Annotated in this window: 20 protein-coding genes; 4 read left to right on the plus strand and 16 right to left on the minus strand. The window is 64.8% G+C overall.

Annotated features, from left to right (window positions below):
* Positions 1–5: 5 nt before the first annotated feature.
* The 4 genes from LZC95_23710 to LZC95_23725 all read right to left on the minus strand — a co-directional run bounded on the left by LZC95_23710 (position 6) and on the right by LZC95_23725 (position 3,713).
* Positions 6–1,031 carry a D-alanine--D-alanine ligase gene (locus LZC95_23710; GenBank protein WXA99809.1) on the minus strand — a complete coding sequence of 342 codons (1,026 nt, stop codon included), beginning with the start codon at positions 1,029–1,031 and terminating at the stop codon, positions 6–8.
* Between the two features lie 224 nt (positions 1,032–1,255).
* A complete protein-coding gene (locus tag LZC95_23715) occupies positions 1,256–2,209 on the minus strand; it encodes an MBL fold metallo-hydrolase (GenBank protein ID WXA99810.1) in 954 nt (317 codons plus the stop codon).
* A complete protein-coding gene (locus LZC95_23720; protein WXA99811.1) occupies positions 2,206–2,781 on the minus strand; it encodes a TetR/AcrR family transcriptional regulator in 576 nt (191 codons plus the stop codon). Before LZC95_23720 ends, LZC95_23715 begins: the two co-directional genes overlap by 4 nt.
* Positions 2,782–2,837: 56 nt before the next feature.
* Complete coding sequence (locus LZC95_23725) at positions 2,838–3,713, minus strand: AraC family transcriptional regulator (GenBank protein WXA99812.1); 876 nt, start codon at positions 3,711–3,713, stop codon at positions 2,838–2,840.
* Between the two features lie 34 nt (positions 3,714–3,747).
* On the opposite strand from LZC95_23725, the gene LZC95_23730 reads away from it, so the two are divergent.
* A complete protein-coding gene (locus LZC95_23730; GenBank protein WXA99813.1) occupies positions 3,748–4,158 on the plus strand; it encodes a DUF2000 domain-containing protein in 411 nt (136 codons plus the stop codon).
* Between the two features lie 3 nt (positions 4,159–4,161).
* On the opposite strand, the gene LZC95_23735 is transcribed toward LZC95_23730, so the two are convergent.
* Complete coding sequence (locus tag LZC95_23735; protein WXA99814.1) at positions 4,162–5,433, minus strand: hypothetical protein; 1,272 nt, start codon at positions 5,431–5,433, stop codon at positions 4,162–4,164.
* A gap of 160 nt (positions 5,434–5,593) precedes the next feature.
* Between LZC95_23735 and LZC95_23740 the strand changes: the two genes are divergently transcribed.
* Positions 5,594–6,817: an aminotransferase class V-fold PLP-dependent enzyme gene (locus LZC95_23740; GenBank protein WXA99815.1), complete on the plus strand. Its 1,224-nt coding sequence runs from the start codon at positions 5,594–5,596 to the stop codon at positions 6,815–6,817.
* Between the two features lie 84 nt (positions 6,818–6,901).
* On the opposite strand, the gene LZC95_23745 is transcribed toward LZC95_23740, so the two are convergent.
* Complete coding sequence (locus tag LZC95_23745) at positions 6,902–7,063, minus strand: Flp family type IVb pilin (GenBank protein ID WXA99816.1); 162 nt, start codon at positions 7,061–7,063, stop codon at positions 6,902–6,904.
* Between the two features lie 537 nt (positions 7,064–7,600).
* Between LZC95_23745 and LZC95_23750 the strand changes: the two genes are divergently transcribed.
* On the plus strand, positions 7,601–7,762 hold the full coding sequence (locus LZC95_23750) for a Flp family type IVb pilin (GenBank protein ID WXA99817.1): 162 nt from the start codon (positions 7,601–7,603) through the stop codon (positions 7,760–7,762).
* A gap of 85 nt (positions 7,763–7,847) precedes the next feature.
* Here the strand turns inward: LZC95_23750 and LZC95_23755 are convergent, their stop codons facing one another.
* The 3 genes from LZC95_23755 to LZC95_23765 form a co-directional block, all read right to left on the minus strand.
* Entirely contained in the window at positions 7,848–9,515 is a 1,668-nt protein-coding gene (locus LZC95_23755; GenBank protein WXA99818.1) for a GTP-binding protein, read from the minus strand.
* A 1-nt stretch (position 9,516) separates the two neighbouring features.
* Entirely contained in the window at positions 9,517–10,425 is a 909-nt protein-coding gene (gene cysD / locus LZC95_23760) for a sulfate adenylyltransferase subunit CysD (protein ID WXB00216.1), read from the minus strand.
* Positions 10,426–10,602: 177 nt separating this feature from the next.
* Positions 10,603–11,334, minus strand: a complete 732-nt coding sequence (locus LZC95_23765) for a Stp1/IreP family PP2C-type Ser/Thr phosphatase (GenBank protein WXA99819.1) — start codon at positions 11,332–11,334, stop codon at positions 10,603–10,605.
* A 163-nt stretch (positions 11,335–11,497) separates the two neighbouring features.
* Between LZC95_23765 and LZC95_23770 the strand changes: the two genes are divergently transcribed.
* A complete protein-coding gene (locus tag LZC95_23770) occupies positions 11,498–13,549 on the plus strand; it encodes a flagellar biosynthesis protein FlhA (protein WXA99820.1) in 2,052 nt (683 codons plus the stop codon).
* 7 nt (positions 13,550–13,556) lie between these two features.
* Here the strand turns inward: LZC95_23770 and LZC95_23775 are convergent, their stop codons facing one another.
* The 7 genes from LZC95_23775 to cmk form a co-directional block, all read right to left on the minus strand.
* Positions 13,557–14,474, minus strand: coding sequence for a hypothetical protein (locus LZC95_23775; protein ID WXA99821.1), 918 nt, complete (start codon positions 14,472–14,474; stop codon positions 13,557–13,559).
* A gap of 4 nt (positions 14,475–14,478) precedes the next feature.
* On the minus strand, positions 14,479–15,747 hold the full coding sequence (locus LZC95_23780) for an AI-2E family transporter (GenBank protein WXA99822.1): 1,269 nt from the start codon (positions 15,745–15,747) through the stop codon (positions 14,479–14,481).
* A gap of 149 nt (positions 15,748–15,896) precedes the next feature.
* On the minus strand, positions 15,897–17,699 hold the full coding sequence (locus LZC95_23785) for a 30S ribosomal protein S1 (GenBank protein WXA99823.1): 1,803 nt from the start codon (positions 17,697–17,699) through the stop codon (positions 15,897–15,899).
* A gap of 261 nt (positions 17,700–17,960) precedes the next feature.
* A complete protein-coding gene (locus tag LZC95_23790) occupies positions 17,961–19,004 on the minus strand; it encodes a tetratricopeptide repeat protein (GenBank protein WXA99824.1) in 1,044 nt (347 codons plus the stop codon).
* 20 nt (positions 19,005–19,024) lie between these two features.
* Complete coding sequence (locus tag LZC95_23795) at positions 19,025–20,464, minus strand: serine/threonine protein kinase (protein ID WXA99825.1); 1,440 nt, start codon at positions 20,462–20,464, stop codon at positions 19,025–19,027.
* 169 nt (positions 20,465–20,633) lie between these two features.
* Positions 20,634–21,599, minus strand: a complete 966-nt coding sequence (locus tag LZC95_23800; protein ID WXA99826.1) for a hypothetical protein — start codon at positions 21,597–21,599, stop codon at positions 20,634–20,636.
* The gene (gene cmk / locus LZC95_23805) at positions 21,596–22,321 is read right to left on the minus strand and encodes a (d)CMP kinase (protein ID WXA99827.1); all 726 of its coding nucleotides are present in this window, start codon (positions 22,319–22,321) and stop codon (positions 21,596–21,598) included. Before cmk ends, LZC95_23800 begins: the two co-directional genes overlap by 4 nt.
* Between the last annotated feature and the right edge of the window lie 22 nt (positions 22,322–22,343).

The following is a 22,343-nucleotide window of genomic DNA, read 5'->3' on the forward strand; positions in this document are numbered from 1 at the left end:
AAGCGTCAGCCCGCGCGGCGCAATGCCGCGCGGTTCTCACATACGATCTCCGGCGCGCTCTCGCGGCCTGGAGCATGACGGCGCACGTGGGGAATGGATGCGTGCAGGCGCGCCGTGCCCAGAATGGCCTCGCACAGCGAGCCGTAATCGATGCCGGCCGCCGAAGCGATCTGCGGCAAAAGCGAGGTGGGCGTCATCCCAGGCAGCGTGTTCACCTCGAGCACGTACTCGTTCTCGCCCTCGGTCACCAGCAGGTCCACGCGAACCGCGCCCGTGCAGCCCAGCGCACGCACCGCGCGCTCGGCCAAGTTCACCACGCCGCGGATGCGCGTGCTGGAAAGACGCGGCGGCGAAATGTACTCCGTGGCGCCCACCGTGTACTTCGCGTGGTAGTCGTACACCCCGCTCTTGGGCACAATTTCGATGGCCCCGAGCACCCGCCCGTCGAGCACCCCGACGTGAACCTCCATCGCGCGCACGAAGCGCTCGACCAGCACCGTCTCGTCGAACTCGAGCGCCGCGCGAATGGCCCTGTCGAGCTCCTCGAGCGAATTCGCCCGGCTCACGCCCAACGACGACCCTTCGCCGCGCGGCTTGACCACCACGGGGAAACCGAAGCTCGCGTGCAGCTCCTGCAAGTCGGCCAAGGTACCTCCCAGGTCTTGCGCGGTCGCCACGTAGTACGGCGGCGTGGGCACGTTGTGGAGGCGGAACAGCTCCTTCGCCTTCAATTTATCCATGGCCAGCGCCGAGGCGATCACACTCGATCCGGTGTACGGAATGCCCATCCACTCCAGGAGGCCTTGCACGCAACCATCTTCACCGCCGCGCCCGTGCAGCGCGATGAAGGCTACGTCGATGCGGGCCTGACGAACGAGCTCATCGACCGCGGGCGACTCCGGGCCGATCACGATGCGAACGACGTCGTGACCGCGCTCCTCCAGCGCCGTGGCCACGCCTTCCCCCGTTCGAAGTGACACCTCACGCTCGCCGCTCAAGCCCCCCATCAGAATTCCGACTCGTTTTGTCATTAATTTCTCCGTCGTTGGGGGCTGAGCAACTCTCGCGCCTCGTGTCATACATGAGCATCTGCCGCGTGTCTGCCCGCTCGACGGCACCGGCACGTGGGGATCACGTGTCACGGCAGCCACGGGCTGGCGCGCCCAGGACACCGCCACGTATCAAGTGCAGAGGCCTTTGGTCAACAAAGTCGCAGAGAACCGAGCTCCTCGGGCGCGGCCGGCCCTGGCCCGGGCTACTGGCAACCGGGCTGGCTCCCGAAGGCGCGGACCCATTGATCGCGGTCGTGCGCGGGCAGGAGGACCACGTCCGGCGCCTGCGCTTGAAGCTGCGCGAGGCGGGACACGATGGCGTTGGCCTCGTCCTCGTGGTGGTCCGTGCCCGACATGACGAGGCTCTTGGGACGCCGCGCCTCGATGGCCTCCACGACGTTCACGGTATCGCCCACGTGGAAGAAGCGCTTCCCGGGCGCGACGTTGACGAAGGTCCCGATGCTGCCTGGCGTGTGTCCGGGTAATTTTACGATCACGATGGATCCGTCGCCGAAGACATCCGCGCTCTCGTCGAACGTCTCGTAGGGCTTCTTCTCGAAGCGGAGCGCGGTCGTGCGACCTTGCACCGCCCGCGCGTGCGCCGGGATCACCTTCCGCGTCTTCTGCGTGCCGTACTCGGCGAAGAAGTCGATCTCCTCCTGCGGGAGCAACACGGGCACGCCGGGCAGATCGACCAGGCCGCCCGCATGATCGATGTGCGCGTGCGAGGGGATCGCCCACGTGAGCTTCGCCGGATCGGCCCCCGCCGCGCGAACGGCATCCGGGGCTGACAAGAGAATTTCGGATTTGATCTGGCCAAGCCAAAATCGCAACAGCGTAGGGTAATCGGCAATCTCTTCGTCGTAATGGCTGCTGAATCCCATGTCGACGAGAACGTCCCCGCGCGGGTGCCGCACCAAGAGCCCCGATACGGTGACATGCCACTCTGGCTTGGTGGAGAAACCCGCCATGGACACGCGCCCCGGTGCTTCGCGGCGCGCAAATTCGAGCCAGCACACGCCCACCTTGGGCAGGCCCGAAAGGGAAGGCGCCACGCGCGCGTGCGGCGGGGCCTCGGGAAGCTTTCGACTGCGCACACCCAAGGTGGCCACACCGAACGCGAGCAGCGCACCGGCGACGATGAGGGCGCGCTTCATTGAATTCCCTCGTTTCGGAGAATGCGCGCGAGCTCGCGCTTGGCGGTTTCCACCGGCTCGGTGCTCTTTCGCGCTTTGGCCAGGACGATGGCCCCTTCGATGACGGCCAGGATGAACTCGGCGAGCTCCCCTGCCCTGCGCGGCTTGAGGCCGGCTTCCACCAGGCGCGCCTTGACGATGTCGTGCCAATTGGTGAAGACGCGGGCCACGCCCTCGCGAACTTGGGGCGCATCCGGCGCTTCCGCGGCCACCGTTCCCACGGGGCAGCCTGCGCGAAAATCCGAGCCTTCGAGCGAGGCCGCGAGGTAGGCCATGATCGCCTCGAGCCCGCGCTGCGTGGTTTTGTTCCCCTCGAGCGCGGCCTTCATGCCGGCGCAGGTTTGCTCGCCGGAGTGCGCGATGGCCGCCGCAAAGAGCTCCTCTTTGCCGCCGGGGAAATGAAAATAAAGTGAACCTTTCGGCGCGCCGCTTTCGGCGACGACGTCGGCCATGCCGGTGGCGGCAAAGCCGCGCTCCCGCAAGAGGCGCGCGGTGGTTTCCAAGAAACGACGACGGCTATCGGACTGGGTCATGTCCGTCACTATAGCGATCGGTCTACATAGCGCAAGGAACAACTATAGCGATCGGTCTACATATCCACTCCAGCGGCTCGACGGTACGCGCCCGGTGTGATTCCGAAGTAGCGAACGAACCAGCGCGTCAGGTGGCTTTGATCCGCAAAGCCCACGGCGCCGGCGGCCTGGGCGAGCGGAACGCCGTTTCGAAGGAGACGCCGGGCCTCGCGCAGGCGGCACTGCCGCTGGTAGTCGCTGGGCGAGAGCCCGTAGCGCGCGACGAAGGCGCGGTACATGGCGTAACGGCTGCACCCTGCGGCCCGCGCGAGCTCGTCGGCGTCGCAGTCGGTGGCGTAGCGCTCTTCGAGCCAATCGCGCGCGCGCTCGGCGACGAGCGCGGACGCTGAGGCTCGCGGGGTGCGGATTTCGTCGGTGACGCCCGCGCGCCGGGCCATCGCCACCACGGCTTCCGCGAGGCGCTCGTCGCGCTCGAGCCGGCTGCTGCGCGCCTCCTCCATGCTCCCGAAAAGGCGCAGGAGCGCCTGCGCCGCGTGCTCGTCGTGGATGACCGGCTCGCGAAAGAGCGGGAGCGCCACACGCCCGCCGCCCCGCAGCGCATCGCCGAGCACCTCGGCGAATAGCTCGGGGCCGATGTGGGCGATGCGGTACTCGAAGCCGAGCTCGGCGCCGGAGTGCCCATCGTGCGGATCGTCCGGGTTGAAGGCCATGACCATTCCGGTCGCGCTCGCGCGATTGGCGCCGCGGCAGCGAAAGGCCTGCACGCCAACCTCGGTCACGCCGAACGAGTAGGCATCGTGGCTATGCGGATGGTACCGGTGCACGCGAAAATAGGCGTGCATCAGCTCCAAAGGCCGATCGTCCGCCCGGAAGTAGCGAGCCCAGTCGCGCTCCGGCCGCTCCGGCCGGGATGATGCCGCACCAGCGTTCAAGACTCGGAGCTTACCGCGCCCCAACGATGGGGGCATGCGCTACGACACGAAGATTTCCATTGCCGTGCGAGAGGACAATGCAACCTGGCAAAAGCTGAACGTGACGGCCTTTCTGGCGAGCGGCGTCGCCATCGGCATTCCCGAGGTGGCCGGCGAGCCCTACGAAGACGCGGCGAACCGCCGTTATCTGTCGCTGTTCCGCCAGCCCGTGCTCATCCACGCAGGCTCGGCCGAGGCGCTCGCCGCCGCCCATGCGAAGGCGCTCGAGCGCGGCCTCGCCACGGCCATCTACACCGACGAGATGTTCATCACGAGCAACGACGCCGACAACCGCGCCGCGGTCCGCGCCGCCGATGCGAGCAAGCTGCGGTTTGCTGGCATCGCCATCTACGGCCCGCGCAACGCCGTCGACAAGGTCTTCAAAGGCTTACGCCTGCACGAGTGACCGTCACCCCCCGAGGGGCACGATCGGATCGCCCTCGAAGAAGAGGCCGAACAGCTCGTCGTAAAGCCGGTCGAACGCGCGTGCATCGAGGACCAGACGGCGCCTCTTCTCCGGGCTTGCGTCCGATGGCAGGGAAAAAAGGCTCTTGTTGCGCACGGAATCGAGCGGTGCGGTGGGCGGTGCGAGGGTCAGCGTAAAACGAGGTTGGCGGTTGACCGAGACGGTGAAGATGAAGCTCTCCTCCTCGTGCGGCTTCTTCTTCGCGAGCATGACCTCGATGGAAATAACCGAGGCCCACGGCGACGCTTCACCTCCGTGGGGAAGGAACACGACCTCGAGGACGTCCCTGGGCACGTACTGCGACAAAGCGATGCCGAACGCGCGTGCGACGCGCTCGGTGTGCCGCTCGAGCTCCCAGCCTTCGTGCCCGTCCCAGCCCTCGATGGGCTTCCCGCCACGGTAAAGGTGCTCCTCTTCGATGTAGATGCGCGGGTTGCCCGAGCTCCGCGCATTCGCGAGAAATGCATCGATCAGGCTGCGCCCCGCCGGGGTGACGTGTTCGGCGAGGCGGTGCTTCATCCGCTCGTGGGCCTCATCGGCAGGGTCCCGGACGAGGGATCGCCATTGCTCGTCCAATTGCTGCGGCGGCTCGGGGATGGACGTGTCCGCAGGCGGCGGCGTTGCCACGGCACGCGCCGCGACGGCGTCCACCATGGCCGCACGCGGCACGGTCAAGGCACGTCCGGCAAGAACGAGCCCCGCGCCCACCGCCACCGTCGTCAGCACGCGCCGCCATGCGACGCGCGGTATCGGAGCGGCGCCGAGCCTCTCCCATGCCGGCTCCGATCGAAGGGCAAAGAAGGGATCCTGCGCCACGGCCTGCGCCACGTCGGGCATGATGGTGAGCGACTTCAAGACACCTTGCGCATGCACGATGATCTCGTACGCACGCTGCGCCGCCGTTTCGTTGGGCACGCGAAAGGAAAAGGACTCGCCCGATTCGAACACGAGCACCACGCGCCGGCTATCGCGGCGCGGCACCCGCTCGATGTTCACTTTGCGAAGGCCGCCCATGGGCACGAGCCGCACGCGCTCGCCTCGCACCTCGACGAGGTCGAGCGGCAGGAGAAAAACCCATGCACGCTGGCGAAGCGGCCACGCCAAAAGCGGCTGCTTCGCCACGAGCAACGGCGACGGCTCCCCTTTGCCCGCCAGCGCCGCCTCGAAGCGCTCGCGCACGTGCAAAGGAAGCTCCACCATCGCGAAGCTCTTCACGGGCCCAGAATAAGGGCCTTCCGGGGTCCCAAACTGCTCGCGCTCCGACGGGTCCCTGTACATCAGACCTCAAGGTAGCAGACGCGAGCCCTCCTCCCAGCGGGACCCAAAAGAACGCGTGTTGACCTGAGGAATTCAACCATCGGTTAAGATGCAGGGCATGAGCAAAGCCCTCGATGTGGATTTCGTACGGAAGCAGTTCCCCGCGTTCGACGAGCCTTCGCTGAAGGGACAGGCGTTCTTCGAGAATGCGGGCGGATCGTATGCGTGTGCCCACGTGATCCGCCGGCTCGAGACGTATTATCGGCGGCTCAAGGTGCAACCGTATTACCCGTTTCGGACGTCCACCGAGGCGGGGGCGTGGATGGATGCAGCGTATGCGCGCTTGGCGGAATATTTGGGCGTGGACACGGACGAAGTCCATCTTGGACCGTCCACCTCCCAGAATACGTACGTGCTCGCGCAGGCCTTCCGCGAAATGTTGAAGCCGGGGGACGAAATCGTCGTGACCAATCAGGATCACGAGGCCAACGGCGGTGTGTGGCGGCGGCTCGCCGCGGGTGGGATCACGGTGAAAGAGTGGCGCGTGGATGCGGAGAACGGTGCGCTGGATCCGTCGCAGCTCGACGAGCTTCTGACCGAGCGAACACGCCTCGTGGCGTTTCCGCATTGTTCCAACATCGTGGCCTACGTGAATCCCGTTGCGGAAATCACGGCGAAGGCGCACGCGGTGGGCGCGGTCACCGTCGTCGATGGTGTGTCGTGGGCACCGCATGGATTGCCCGACGTGAAGGAGCTCGGCGCGGACGCGTACGTGTTCTCCCTCTACAAGGTGTACGGGCCGCATCAGGGTGCCATGGTCGTGCGGCACGCGCTGGCGGAGCGGCTCGGCAACCAAGGGCACTATTTCAATGCGCCCTACCCGCGCAAGCGCCTGGTGCCAGCGGGGCCGGACCACGCGCAAATCGCGGCGGCGCAAGGCGTGGCCGAGTACTTCGATGCCCTCGATGCGCACCACGGCGGTGGTCCGAACGCGACGCGCCCTCATCGGGTGCGAGAGCTTCTTCGGAATGCCGAGCTCGCGCTCCTGCCGCGGGTGCTCGATTACCTGACATCGCGAAGCGACGTGCGCCTACTGGGCAGCGCCGATGCACACCGCCGGGCGAGCACCGTCTCCTTCGTGCCCCGTCAGCGCGATCCCAAGGACGTCGTCGTCCAACTCGCCGAACGCGGCATCATGGCCGGCTTCGGCCATTTCTATGCACTGCGGTTGCTCGAGGCGTTGGGTGCACCCGACGGCGCCGTGAGGGTCTCGTTCGTCCACTACACGTCGGCCAACGAGGTATCGCAGCTTCTCGATGCGCTCGACGCTGCCCTGGCGTAATCCCAAATAGCAAAAGGCCGGTGGGGGAAACCCACCGGCCCGCAACACGCAAGAACCCGCGCGTCGGACGACGCGCAGCGCTTCTCAGAACTCGCCCTTGGCGTCGTTCGCAGCGCCCTTGACGGCCTTGCCGAGCTTCTTGTACGCGCCGGCAACGATCAGGAGAATCGCAACGAGGAGGAGACCGTACTCGATCGCGGTTGCACCCTTCTCGTCCTTGACCAGCTTCATGATGTCTTTGTTCATAGGAATTCTCCTGATTGTTATCGTTCGTTAGGGGGATTTGGGGAAGCCGCGTTGTCCGCCGCTTCGTGAAGGCACTAGTACACGCTCCGTGCCAGCGCCTCGCGTCGCGCCCGCGAGACGCCGTCATTGCGGTCATCTCCCGGGAAATACTCACGAAAACCTGGCAGAGGACCTATTTCACCCCAAGTAGAAAATCGGCGCGAAATACGGACTTCATCGAGTCCACAGACCGGTAAACGATGATCCATGCGCGTTGAAGTTCGCGAGATCTGGCTCGATTTCGCGAGCGCGCAGCCTCGTTTGGATCATCGCTTACCCTCCAATGAACGAGGGTCGGTCCAGCCTTTTGCCGCACATTTCGGCATCCGCGCGCCATTCAAGAACCAAACAATTTCAAACACTTACGCAAATCGCTCCTTTGACCGCGCGTTCGCAGCGAGCTTGGCACGGAGCGTGTACTAGTGCCCTCACGAAGCAGCGGACAACGCGGCTTCCCCAAATCCCCCCAAGTTACGAAATCAATCCAGGAGAATTCCTATGAACAAAGACATCATGAAGCTGGTCAAAGACGAGAAGGGTGCAACCGCGATCGAGTACGGTCTCCTCCTCGTTGCGATCCTCCTGATCGTCGCCGGCGCGTACAAGAAGCTCGGCAAGGCCGTCAAAGGCGCTGCGAACGACGCCAAGGGCGAGTTCTGAGAAGCTCCGCTCTCGTCGTTCGAGAGCACAATCGAATCGCGGGTCGGAGGTTTCTCCGGCCCGCTTTTCGTTTAAGCGCTGCGAATCACCGAACCGCGGCGAGAACGCGCTGGACGAGTTCCTCACGGCTCGAGGCGCGGAGCGTTTGCCCGTTCAACTCGACGGCTTCGCCGTTCGCGCCGTCGGCGTCGACGCCGGCCACGATGGCCAGCAGCCCGCCGCGCGCACATGCTTCCGCGGCATCGCGTGCGTCGCGCGCCTCGTCGACCACGGTGGCAATGCGCCCGCCGTCGAACAGCGCCCGCTCCAGCGCATAGCCCAGTTCGAACGCGCCTGCGAGCGAGGACGCCAGCACGCGCAACACCGCGCCCGATTGGCCCAAACGCGCCCGGCGCTCCTCGTCACCCACCAAGGTGCGCGACGTTCCACGCTCCGCGCCTTCCAGTGCCTTCGTGATCATCCCCGCGGCCACCGTGTCGTTGGTGACGGAGTCGATCAGAATGAACGCGCCCGTGGCCCGCTGCGCCGCGTATGCATCGAAGAAGATAGGCGCCCTACAGCGCACCTGCACGCGCGCGATGTCATTGAGCACCAAGGTGGATTTGGCCACCGGCTCCAGCGTCTCGGCATCCGTGCCATACACGATGGACGCCACTTCGGCGCGCACGGTGCGCGTGGTGTGCTTCAAGAGGTACGACTTCGCCCGGTCCAGCGGGCGCTCGCTCATCCACACCAGATCGGCCTCCACGTCCGACGCCACCGCCAGCGGCGCATCGGCATGCACCAGGACGTCACCCCGGCTGATGTCGATCTCGTCGGCAAGACGCAGCGCGATGCTCATCGGCGCAAACGCCACGTCCACGGGTTTGCCCGCCACGTCGACGCTCGTCACCCGCGAGGACTTGCCCGAGGGCAGCACGACCACCTCGTCGCCCGGCTTCACCGAGCCCGAAACGATCTGCCCCGCGAAGCCTCGGTAGCCGATGCCCGGACGCAACACGAGCTGCACCGGCAAGCGAAACGCGCCCGCCCGCGCGCCATTTTCGACCGGCAACGTCTCCAGGTGCTCGAGCAGCGTCGTCCCCGCCCACCAAGGCGTGCGCTCGCTCTTGCTCACCACGTTGTCACCCGCGAGCGCGCTCACGGGGATCGCGTGAAGGCTGCGCAACCCGAGCTTCTCGCCGATGGCCCGAAGATCGCGCACGATCGAATCGAACACCGCGCGGTCGAAGTCCACGAGATCCATCTTGTTCACGCACGCCACCACGTGCGAAATCCCGAGCAGCGCGGCAATCTGCGCGTGACGCCGCGTCTGCGGCAGCACACCGAGACGCGCATCGACGAGGATCAACGCGGCATCCGCCGTCGAGGCCCCGGTGGCCATGTTACGTGTATACTGCACGTGGCCCGGCGTGTCCGCGATGATGAACTTGCGGCGCGCCGTCGTGAAGTACCGGTAGGCCACGTCGATGGTGATGCCCTGTTCGCGCTCGGCCTGCAGGCCGTCGGTGAACAGCGAAAAGTCGATTTCCGAGGTCGAGCCCTCGCCGCGCGTGGAACCGCGCACCGATGCGCGCCGCACGGCGTGCAATTGGTCCTCGTAAAGGCCGTGCGCATCGTGCAAAAGGCGCCCGATGAGGGTGGATTTTCCGTCGTCCACCGAGCCGATGGTCACGAAACGGAGCAAATCTTTTTGCTCCTGCGCCCGCAGCCAGCCTGCGAGCCCGTTCGTCATTTCCGTTGCCGCCGCCATGTCAGAAGTACCCTTCGCGCTTTTTCGCTTCCATCGACGCTGCCTCGTCGTGGTCGATGAGGCGTCCCTGGCGCTCGGACGTGGTGGCCTCCACCATCTCGCGCAAAATGTCCGGCAAGGTCGTCGCGTTGCTGCGCACCGCGCCCGTCAGCGGATAACAGCCCAGGGTGCGGAAGCGAACGACTTCCGTGCGGGGCTCCTCACCGGGCAAGAGCGGGAAGCGCTCGTCGTCGACCATGAGCAAGGTGCCCTCGCGCTCCACCACCCGCCGCGGCGCGGCGAAATAAAGCGGCACGATGGGGATGTCCTCCTGCCAGATGTACTGCCACACATCGAGCTCGGTCCAATTGGACATCGGGAAGGCGCGGATGCTTTCGCCTTTGCGAATCTTGCCGTTGTAAAGGTTCCACAGCTCGGGGCGCTGGTTCTTCGGATCCCATTGGCCGTACGAGTCGCGGAACGAGAGCACGCGTTCCTTGGCGCGCGAGCGCTCCTCGTCGCGGCGGGCGCCGCCGAAGGCCGCGTCGTATCCACCTTCGCGCAACGCCTCGAGCAGGGCGTGCGTCTTCATCACCTGCGTGTACTTGTTGCTGCCCCACGCGAAGGGACTCGCGCCCTCGGCCAGGGCGCGGCGGTTGGTGTGAACCCGCAAATCGAGCCCATTTTCCCGGGCGAAGCGGTCGCGAAACTCGATCATCGCGCGGAATTTCCACGTCGTGTCGATGTGCAGCAGCGGAAACGGGAGCGGCGCCGGCGCGAAAGCTTTCTGCGCGAGGCGGACCAGAACCGACGAGTCCTTGCCAATGGAATAGAGCATCACGGGTCGATCGAACTCGGCGACGACCTCCCGCAGGATGTGAATGCTCTCAGCTTCGAGTTGCTCCAGATGCGATAGACGGCCTGGCTTCATGTCCAAAATACCGAACCTGCCGTCTAGCATACCGAAGTTCTTCACGGTAGCCCATCGCGTTACGGATTTTGGCCCTTCAGCAGAGCGAACCGCCAAGGCGCCAAGGACGCCAAAAGGAATTTTTCCTAAAAATCCCAACCTCTTGGCGTCTTGGCGGTTCCATTTTCTCGGCGCGGACTAGCTCAGCTCAACCAGAATGACGGTGATGTTGTCCTTGCCACCACGCTGGTTGGCCAAGTCCACGAACTGGCGCACGGCACTCTCGCCACCGATGCTCACGGTGGGGACGATGTCGCCTGAACGCAGGTAGCCGTGCAGGCCGTCGCTGCAAAGCAGAAAGCGCGAGTTTCGCTCGACCGGAAACACCACGGTGTCGACCTCGACATGGTCACGATTGCCCACAGCCCGCGTGATGACGTTGCGGTAAGGCGAGACCATGGCCTCCTCTTCGCTGATGAGACCCTGTTTGAGCTGCCACGCGATGAGCGAGTGGTCTTCGGTGAGCTGCTCGAATTTCTCCGCGGTGACGTGATAGATGCGACTATCGCCCACGTGTCCAATGATCCCGTATTCGCCGGAAAGCAGCAGGGCGCTGATGGTCGTGCCCATGCCCGCCTTCTGCCGATCGAGCTCCGCCATCGAATAAATGATGGACGTCGCCGCCTGAATGGCGCTTTCCATGAGCTGACAGGCTGCCCGGGTGCGAGACTCGGTCAGCGGGCTCTTGAGCTCTCCGAACTCGCGGACCGCCTGCTTGATCATGCTGTAAATGGTGGCGGTCGCTTCACGGCTGGCAATTTCCCCCGCGGCGTGCCCGCCCATGCCATCGGCCACGATGTACAAGCCCAATTCGTCGTCGACGAACAGCGCGTCCTCGTTCGTCTTCCGCTTTCGGCCCACGTCGGACATACCCCAGCTGGATCTCTCCCCCGGGGATTTTCGTGAAACCTTCATGGATGCCCAGTTTTGCACTGTAACTCTTTAGGCTTGTGCTTGCACAGGAGGGAGCCAACATTTAATGGCGGGAAACACACTGTTGCGGGCGCGGCACTCGGGCGGAGTGGCGGGTCGGATGGATAGACGGTCGCAGCCGCAATCGGGCAAGGGCTCGGGCTGGAGCGCGTCAGGAGTTGGCGCGCTTTGGACGACGGGCACCCGGGCTATGCGCGCGGAAGCTGTCCTTGCGCTGATGGTCGTGGCCGTCGTGGCCATGATGATTGTCCCGCTTCCAACGTGGCTTCTGGACATCCTTCTCTCCGCAAACCTTTCTCTTTCGGTGGCGATTCTTCTCGTCGTTCTATACGTGCCGGATGCGCTAGGCATTGCGACGTTCCCGACGATTCTTCTGCTGACGACTCTTTTTCGGCTCGCGCTCAATGTCTCGTCGGCCCGCCTGATCCTGCTCCAGGCCAATGCCGGTGAGGTGATCCATGCCTTTGGCTACTTCGTGGTCCGTGGCAATTACGTCGTCGGCGCGGTCGTATTTCTCATTCTGACCATCATTCAATTCGTCGTCATCGCCAAAGGTGCAGAACGCGTCGCGGAAGTCGGGGCGCGGTTCGTGCTGGATGCGATGCCAGGCAAACAGATGGCCATCGATGCGGAGCTGCGAAGCTCGGCCATCGACGGGAACGAAGCCCGCCGCCGGCGCCGCGAATTGGCACGGGAAAGCCAATTTTACGGGGCCATGGACGGCGCGATGAAGTTCGTCAAAGGCGACGTCATTGCTTCGCTGGTCATCACGGCCGTGAACATTCTCGGCGGGCTCGCGATTGGCGTTTTGCAGCATGGAATGCCCGTTACGCTCGCTTTGAAGAGGTACGGACTGCTCACCATCGGTGATGGGCTGGTCTCGCAAATTCCCGCGCTGGTGTTGTCGACGGGGGCCGGCGTGCTGGTCACGCGAGTTGCCAGCGAGGAGCCGGATACGCCACTTGGCGAGGAGCTCTGGCGACAACTTTTCGCATCGCCCAAAGCCCTGTTCGTTGCCAGCGGATTCGTGGCGCTCATGGCACTGACTCCGGGTCTCCCGGCCATTCCATTTGCGCTCATCGCGGTAACTCTGTTTTTCGTCGCACGGGCGCGGCGGGATCGGCTCTCCCGGGAGGAGCGCGAGGCTCGCGACGCGGTATCGGCGGCTACCGGTATTCGCCTGCAGGGTTCGTTGCCGCGCGGGGCCGGCGAAGAGGGACATTTCGTGCCGATGGTGATTCCGTGGAGCGTCGACGTCAGCTCCGACTTGGATGCATTGCGCGAAGATGCGGAGTCGCGTAACCGGGTATTCGCATTGCGCGAAACGCTGTTTGCGGAGTTGGGTGTTCCCCTCCCCGCCCCGCGTATTCGCGTCGATCCGGTGTTGCCGCCGCGGCATGTCGTTCTTTCGCTTCACGAGGTTCCAGCGCGGGCTCTTTCGGTACCGCCCGACTTGGACGACCGGGACGCGTCGATCTTCATCGCCGAGGAAGCGCTCACGCTTTTGCGCGCGCGGGCCGCGGATTTTCTCGGGCTCGCCGAGACGCAGCGTCTGCTGGACCAGCTGGAGCAGATTGCGCCGGCCACGGTGCGTAACGTGGTACCCAAGCCGGTATCGCTGCCGCTTCTGGCCGACGTGTTGCGACGGCTCCTCGAAGAAGGGATTTCGATTCGCGACTTGCGGGCCATTCTCGAGTCCCTATCGAGTGCCGCAGCCACGCAGAGCGATCCGCTGCAGCTCTCGGAATTCACGCGGACGCAGCTTAGGCGGGCGATTACATACCGGCTCACACGGGGAGCGCCGCATCTTGAGGTGTGTCTGCTCGACACGATGATCGAGGACACCGTGCGCCGGGCGATTTCGCGCACGCCGGAGGGCGCCTTCCTCGCGCTTCCACCGGCGCAGGCACGCGATCTCATCGCGGCGATTCAACGTGCGCTGACCGAGGCGGCCGCACCCGAGAACGAGGAGCGCGCCGCCGCAGGCATGGCCCCTCCGCGGATCATCCTCACGCAGCCGGATATCCGGCGCTTCGTGCGCAAACTCGTGGAGCACGACTTCCCCGAGCTCACCGTGGTGAGCTTCGCCGAGCTTTTGCCGGAGGTGACATTGCGCCCCATCGCGCGCGCCACCTTGACCGGCATCGGCTAGCGAGAAGTCACATCTTCTGGCGGACCATTTTGCGCGGGACCGCGCCGGTGCTCATGAGGATCTTCTTCGCCTCGCGCTCGAGCAGCGGGTGGGTCTTCTTTGCGCTGACGAACATGCCCAGAAGCTGCGGACTCGTCTCGGCGAGGCGGCGCAGGGTGCGGGCGAGACCCTTGATGTCGTTCGCGTGAGCATAGGCGAAGGCGCGGGCGCGGAGCATCTGCACGCGGATTTCGGCGAGCTCGTCGTCGTCGGGATTGAAAAGCTCCAGGGTCTCCAGGGCCTTCTTCGCTTGGCCGGTGCGGGCCCACGCCTCCGCGGAAACGGTGGCGAACATGGCGCGCTGCTTGCGGTCCTGCGTCTTGCCCAAGTCGATCTTGTCGACGAGCCCGCGCGCTTCGTTCGGCTCGCCCAAGGTCAGATGGAGCATGCCGCGCAGCGAGCGCACTTGGTCGGCGACGGGCTGCAACGCCTTGTCGAGGTTGATGGTCTCCAGGGTCGTGAGCGCCTTGCGCGGGTCTTCCTGCATCTCGAGCTGCGCGCGCGCGAGGACGGCCTGGGTGTCGCCCTTCTTGAAGTCCTTATCGAGCTTCTCCAGCGCTTCCTTGCGGCCCTCGGCGGTGTCCGCGCCGCGGAGGAGATCGCCCAGCGCTTCGTTCTTTTTGACGAAGCGCACGAACCAGATGCCAAATCCGATGGCCACCAACGTCAGCGCGCCGGCAACGGCCTTCGCAATCCACGACGGGATGATGAACGCAATGACCCAGATGACCGCGAGGATGATGGCGATGCGTCCGAAGGTCTTCTTGTAGTCGATGGGCGTCTTGGGCTGCCCCTCGCCTCCGCCACCAGATTGAGCCGCGCGCAGCGCCTTCTGCAGATCGGCCGCGTTTTGCTTCTTTTTCTTCAGGGGTTTCTCATCGGCCATGGTTCTACTCTCCCAGATCCCGCACCGACGCGACGGGCTCGTGGGAGAGCTCGGGATCGGTCTTTTGGACGATCTGTCTGAAATGAATGAATACGCTCTGTGCGATGGACATGCACGGCACCGCGAGAAGCGCGCCGGTCACGTGGAAGAAGTGCTCCCCGACGAGGAGCGAAAAGATGACCAGCACGGGGTGAATCTTCGCCGCATCGCCCATGATCTTCGGGTTGAGGATGTTCGCCTCCAGCTGATGGATCCCGATGATCCACAGCAAAACGAAGACCCCCGTCCCGAACGACTGCGTCAGCCCCAGCGCCACGGCGGGCACCGAGCTGATGATCGAGCCGAAGATCGGAATGAGCGAAAACACCGTGGCGATGATGGCCAGAATCGGCCAGTACTTCAGCCCGACGATAGCCAGGCCAATGGCGCTGAGCACACCGTTGATGAGGCAGATGATGATCTGCCCGCGCACCACGCCGGAGAGCCCCTGATCGATGCGCACGATCAGCCGCTCCAGCCCTGGACGGGACGACGGCCGCACCAGCGACGAAAAGAACGCCAGGATGCGCTCGCGCGTGAGCATCAAGTACGCGGCGATCATCAACGTCAAACCAAAGACGAAGAAGAATCGCCCGATGCTGAAGACGATGCCGCTGCCGATGCGCGCGAGCTCCAGCGCATTGTGCTGGAGGTACGTCATGGTGCCTTGCACCGATTCGGCGAGGAACAAATCCGGATCGAAGGGCACGACCTTCTCGTGCGCCTGAATCGTGTAACCGCCGCGCGTGTTGCGGACGGAAACGCCGCCCTGGATGTCCAGCGCGTAGCTGCCATCGGGCTGCGGCCGCGCGACGAACGCCGGCTCTTGTTGCTCGGTCGTGTCTTCCTGCGGCGGGGAGATGCCCGTGATGGCGTGCAGCTTGTTCTGCAGCGCAGGCACCCATTCATTCTTGAAGCGCGCGGTGAGCGCGGGCACCTCGCGTCCGAACTTGGCCATCTCGTAGCCAATGCGCGGTGCGACGGTGCGGACGAAAATGCCCAGCGTGCCCAGTACCAGGATGTACACGAGCACGATGGCGGCGGCGCGCGGGACGTGGCGCGGGCCAGGAAGCTTCCACCGCTCGACCCATTCCACGAGCGGCATGAGGACGTACGCGATGATGAGCCCGAGCACGATCGGGAGCATCACCTCGCGTGCAAGCCAAGACACGGTGACGACGATGCCCGCCGTGACCGCGAGAAACACGGGGCGCTGCCAACGTAAGCTAGTCACAATGGGTTTCATTTACCCGATCCCGCTCCCCCTCCCGCCCCCGAATGCCCGAAAAAGATCGGGAGAGGGAGCGGGCCCGAGGCCCCCGCTTTGGGGGGCCGTTCATGATCGGGGAGGGGAAAGAATACCGCTTTGGAGCGGTATTCTTACTACTCGTCGCCCTTGTCTTCTTTCTTCTCGAGACCGAGCTGCGCACCGAGCTTCGCCTTGATCAGCTCGCCGATGGTGCCGCCCTTGGTCTCCTCGGAGGAGCCCTTCTTCGGGGCGACCGAAGCGCGCTTCTCGTTGGTCTTGTTCGCCGCCGCAACGCCCTCGCCGATGCGCATGCTCAGCGACAGGCGCCGATCCTGCGTGTCGATGTTGGCGATTTCGGCCTGGATGGCATCACCCACCTTGAGCGCGCGCGTCTCGCCCGATTCTTCCTTGGGCTCCACGATCTCGTTCTGGGGGACATGGCCTTCCACGCCATCGCGGACGCGGACGAAGATACCGTAATCGACGATCGAGATGACCTTCGCGTCGACCTGACGGCCCGGGGGGAACTCCGTGAAGATGGTCGGCCACGGATCATCGAACAGCTGCTTGATGCCGAGCGAGACCTTCTTCTCGTCGTGGTTGATGCTGAGGATGATCGCCTCGACGTCATCACCCTTGTGGTAGAGGTCGGCCGGGTTGTTGACCTTGGCCGTCCACGACAGGTCGCTCTTGTGGACCATGCCGTCGACACCCTCTTCGATTCCGATGAACACACCGTAATCGGTGAGCGAACGGACCTTGCCGCCGATCTTGTCGCCGGGGTGGTACTTCTCGGTGAAGAGAGTCCACGGATCGGGCTCGAGCTGCTTGAGACCGAGGGAGATGCGCTTGGCCTTCGCGTCGACCTCGAGGACCTGGCAGTCGAGCGCCTGGCCGATTTCGAGGAGCTTGCTCGGGTGCTTGACCTTCTTGGTCCAGCTCATCTCGCTGACGTGGATGAGGCCCTCGACGCCCGGCTCCAGCTCCACGAAGGCGCCGTAGTCGGTGATCGACATGACCTTGCCGTGCACGCGCTTGCCCGGCGGGTACGCCTCTTCGGCGTGGTTCCACGGGTCTTCCTGCGTCTGCTTGAGACCGAGCGAAACGCGCTCCGTCTCCGCATTGTACTTGAGGACCTTGACGGTGACTTCGTCGCCCACCTGGAACACTTCGCTCGGGTGGTTGACGCGGCCCCACGACATATCCGTGATGTGGAGCAGGCCGTCGATGCCACCGAGATCGACGAAGGCGCCGTACTCGGTGATGTTCTTGATGACGCCGCGCACGATCTTGCCCTCCTCGAGGGTCTGCAAGGTCTGCGTCTTGATTTGATCGCGCTCCTTCTCGAGGAGCACGCGGCGCGAGAGCACGATGTTGCCGCGCTTCTTGTTGAACTTGATGACCTTGAATTGGTAGGTCTGGCCGATCAACTTGTCCAAGTTGCGGATCGGACGGAGATCGACTTGCGAGCCCGGAAGGAACGCCTTCACGCCGCCGCGAATGGTGACCGAGAGGCCGCCCTTCACGCGCTGGCTGATGGTGCCTTCGATGAGCTCATCGCGCTCGCAGGCGCTCGAGATCTCGTCCCACACCTTCATCTTGTCCGCTTTCTCCTTGGAAAGCGTGACCAAGCCGTCGTCGTTCTCGCGGCTCTCGATGTAGACGTCGACGCGATCGCCCGCCTTGACCGTCAGCTGCCCGGTGGCGTCGGTGAACTCGCTCGCGGGAATGATGCCTTCGCTCTTCCCGCCGATGTCGATGACGACGTTGTCGCGCTGGACGGCGACGACGGTGCCCTGGACGATCTCTCCCTCTTTGGCGAATTCGCCAGTCTGAAGACTCTCTTCGAAGAGGGCCGCGAAGGTGTCGGCGGCGGGGCCGGCGACGGTCTCGGTCTTTTTCCCTGCCGAGGACAGGGCTTGGGGTTCGGTGGTCATGTGGTGGTTGGGTTGCCTTGCCTCACGTTTGCGCGTGATAAAATGGATTGGATTGAGGAATAGAGTGCGCGACGGACCCGTTCCGTTGCGCGCTCGGTGAAACTTCTTGAGACGAGCTTGAGACGAGAGTGGTGCGCCTAAACGAAAACGCGCCAATCCGGCCGGGGTATCTACCTTGCATAGCCCCCCGTGTCAAAGGACGACTTGCAGGGGCCTGAACAGGTACCGGGAGCCGAGCGCGGGCAGGCAGGCTACGACAGGCTAGAAGGTTCCCTCGAGGGAAACGCCCCCACGTTGCAAGCTCAACGATGGAACGACGCGCAATGTCGCGGACTTCTCGACGGACGGCGGCTTCGACGTGAGGATCAGGATGGTTCCTGCGGCCAAGCCGACGATGCCGACGCCAAAGGCCGCGGTGGAGATCCACCCCGCCGTCTGGGCGGAGCTTTTTTGGTCCTGGTCGGCCTGCTCGCTGCCTCCGCAGAAGCCGTTGCACTTGTTGTAGTCGTCCTTCTTGCCCAGGTAGATGACACCGAACACGGTGCCGGCGGCGAGGCCTGCGATACCGACGCCCCCGAGGACGAAGCCGAGGGTGCGCTTGCTGGACGAGGGCGATCGCGTGGGTTCCTTGGGAGCCGGCTCCTCGGTGCGGGCGCTCGCGACGGAGGTGTCTTCCAGGGCGGGGACTTGGATTTCCGTGGTGCTCGGCCCCTGCGGGACTTCGAAGGTGACGTCGCGCGATTTTTTGCCCGACGCGCTGACCTCGATGCGATGCGTGCCCGGATCCATCGGAATGGACGTGCCGAGGGTGCCGGCGCCGATGGTCTTGCCGTCGATCTTGATGGTGGCCGCGGCGGAAGACGGCGGCGCGGAGACGAACTTCACGCGCGAGAGCTTCGCTTCGACGGCGGCGGCGTGTTGCTTGGCGAAGTCGACGCGGCTGCTCTGGCCGGCGCGGGCGGCTTGGGCCATGACCTCGTTGAATTCACCCCACGCGCTGGCGGTTTTGCCGGTGATCTCGTGGCAGGCGGCGAGGTTCAAGAGGGTGCCCATCTGCGGGTCGAGGCGCATGCTCTCGCCGAATTTGGAGCACGCTTCTTCGTAGCGCTTCTCGCGCATGGCGGCTTTGCCTTCGCGGAACAGCGATTCGGCGACGGCGAGATCGGAGCCCGCTTTTTGCTCTCTTACGGGAGGATTCGCGGGTGGACTCGTGGTCGGTTGTTGCGCCAGCGCGTCGGCCGAAAAGGAGAGCACGGAGAGCACTGCGACGCTGATGCAGGCAACGACTCGAGACTTTACGAACATTCGACCCCCACCCACCTTTATTAATGACGTTCGTCCAGGACTCCGTCGACCGGTTTCGCGGCCGCGACATCGTTCGGGGTGTTTGCTGGCTTGGGCGCCGCGGCTTTGGCGGGCGCTTTGCGCGGGCGGTTCCCCGGAGGCGCAGCACCGGCGTCGATTTGCGCTGAAACGACGCTCGCTTGCGCAGGCGGCGTGGCCACGGCCAAGGATTGCACTTTCGGCGGAGGCTCGGTGGCGAGCGGATCGACGGCGGAGGCCGCCGGGCGATCGGAACCGTTGCGGTCGACGATTTTGACGATGGCGATGCCGCCCAGGAAGAGCAACGCGGCAGCGCCCAGGCCGGTGATGAGTTGCCAGCGGGGCCGGCGCGGCGTGAGGTGCGAGGCACTGGTCCCCCACCCTCCGCTGGTGTGGCGCACCGCCGGGAGCGAAACGGCGACCTTCGGCGCGACGCCGCTCACGCCGGGCCCCACGACCATGGCGTTGTGGCTCGAGGGCGGGCCCTCGGTCATCAGGCGCGAGAGCGATTTGCCAGCAAGGAGCCGGCGCGCGCGGTGGACGCAGCGATCCCACTCGCCCGAACCAAACGGCGCGAGCGCTTGGGCGAGCTCCGCGACATCGGCGTAGCGGTCCTCCGGCTTTTTGCGCAGGCAGCGGAGGATCACCTCCTCCAGGCCCTCCGGTGCATCGGGGCGGAGATCGCGAACGCTGGTGGGCTCGTTCTGCAGGACAATCTCGAACACCTCGCCGACGGTCTCGCCGATGAAGGGCACCTCGTGGCAGACGAGCTCGTAGAGGATCACGCCGAGGGCCCAGATGTCCGTGCGCCAGTCGACGCGTTTCGAAGAGCGGAATTGCTCCGGCGACATGTAGAGCGGCGAACCCATGACGGCGGCCGTGCGCGTGAGGGCGGCCTTGTCGATGCCGGAGGAGAACGCGTCCGATTTCGAAATACCGAAATCGAGCACCTTGATGACGTTGCTGCCATCGTCTCGCCGGGTGACGAAGAGGTTCGACGGCTTGAGATCGCGATGGACGATGCCGCGCGCATGCGCCTCGGCAATGGCATCGATGGCTTGAATCACGTAATCGACGGCGACCGAAACGGGCACGGTGAGGCCGTCCTCGAGGATGTCGCCGAGATCGCGTCCATCGAGGAACTCCATGACCATGTAGGGCGAGCCCGTTTCGAGCATGCCCACGTCGGTCACCTTGGCCACATGTTCACTGTGCAGTTTGACGGCGGCGCGCGCCTCGCGAAGAAATCGCTCGACGGCTTCGCGCTGCCGGATGGCGTCGCCCACGAGGAACTTCAGGGCAACTCGTTGCTCCAATGCGGCGTGCCACGCAGAGATGACCACGCCCATCCCGCCTTGCCCCAGCACGCGTTCGACACGGTACTTCTTGAGGAGAACTGCACCTGGCTCGGGTACCCCGTCGATCTCCGGCGCCACGGTCATGCGTTCTCCCCTCGTGTTGGTGAAAGAAGATAACATAAGGATTCCGAGAGTCAGGCATTTCGCGCGCAAAGTCCGAACACCTGCGCGAACACGAGAGTACGAGCACGTGTACGCGCACCGTCACGTGTACGCGCACGTGATCTCGATGGAAGCTCTGCGCTTCTACTTCTTATTCTTCTTTTTCGGCATCAGCTAAACCGCGCAAAAGCTGGGACGGCAACTTAGCTGTAACTTGCACCGATCGTCCGGAGCGCTGAATCGTCGCGTTGCGCAGGAATGCCAAGTTCGGGGAGATCTTCTCGGGGACGATGGTGATGAGCTCTTGCGCACGGCCGCTTGCACGCTCGGCGGCTTTGTCTTGTTCGTAAAGGAAGACGGCTTCGAGGTTGCCTTGGTCGCCCGAGGCCAGCGCCAGGCGCACGTAGCTGAGTTGATCGAAAATCGGTCGCAGGCCGCTGCGTGCGACGCCGCGCAGGGAGTCGAGCAGCTCACCTTGCAGCTTGATGGAGAGCGGCACGTCCTTCTGGTTGCCACTCGGCGCGAGGGTCGCTGGCGCGCGGGGCATCGAGCGGCCGCCCCGTTCGACGAGGCGCTCGCGCACACGTTCCGCCGCGGGACCGACGCCGAGCACCCACGTGCGCTCGCCCACGACGTAGAGCGTGCCCGGTGGATTGCCTTCGCGCGACGAGAGCGCGAGAAGGCCGTTGGGCATGCGCGTGGCATCCTTCCAGGGCGAGCGCCCGTCGTCGTCGCGCACCTTCTCCACGTCGACACCGGCCGGGACGCCCGAGACGATGACGACGGCATCGAGCGGCCGCGAGGAGCGCACCGCGAGCAGGACCTCGTCGGATTGCTCCAGGACCTCGAGGGTCGTGCTGCCCAGGTACGAAGAGCGACTTTCCCCGGCAGCGAGCCGGCTCGCCTTGCGCACAAGCGGGCCGTAAATCGGATCGTGCGAGAGCTTTTTCGGGTGAAGGTTCACCGTCAGATCGCGCGAGCCATCGACGATGTCGCGGACCCATGCCGTGTCGTCCGCGGCCGCGACCGAAGGGCGAGGCTCCGGCCCCGGGCGGCCTGCACAGGCGAGGGGCATCGCCACGAGCAAGGGCAACAGGAACCGGAGGCTGCGCATCATCCTTCCATCTGCGTGATGTGGGCCTGAACGAGATCCGCCATTTTGGAGACGGTTTCGTCGACGGTGTTGTCGGACGAGTCGATGAGGATCGCCGTCGGGGCGCGACGGAGCGGCGCGTGGGCGCGGTTCATGTCCTGCGCGTCGCGCTTTTTCACTTCCTCGAGGGTGCCCTCGAAGGTCACGCTCTGGCCTTTGGCCAGGAGTTCCTCGTAACGGCGCGTGGCCCGCACCTCGGGCGATGCCGTGAGGAAGAATTTCACCTCGGCATCCGGGAACACGACGGTGCCGATGTCGCGGCCCTCGAGGACCACGCCCCCGCCTTCGCCGAGCTTTCGCTGCAGGTCGAGCAAGCCCGCGCGCACGCCCGGGTGCGCCGAGACGATGCTCGCGCCCATGCCGATTTCCGGCGTGCGGATCGCATCGGACACGTCCTCGCCCCAGAGCAGGACGCGCGGTTCGCGCCCTTCGGAGCGCGTGAAGGCGATGGCGCTGGACTCCACCAGCGAGTGCGTCAGCCGTTCGAGGCCTTCCGCATCATCGAAGGCGATGCTGCCCCGCTCCGCCGCGAGGGCGACGGTGCGGTACAGCGCGCCCGTGTCGACGAGCACGAAGCCGAGCCTTTCGGCCAGCCGGCGCGCCACGCTGCTTTTCCCCGCCCCCGCGGGCCCATCGATGGCAACGATGGGCCTATTTCGCGACGTACCCGACGCAATTGAGGTCATTGGCGGCGACTCTATCAGCTAC

This window comes from Sorangiineae bacterium MSr12523 (assembly GCA_037157775.1).
Taxonomy (GTDB): Bacteria; Myxococcota_A; Polyangia; order Polyangiales; family Polyangiaceae; genus Pendulispora; species Pendulispora brunnea.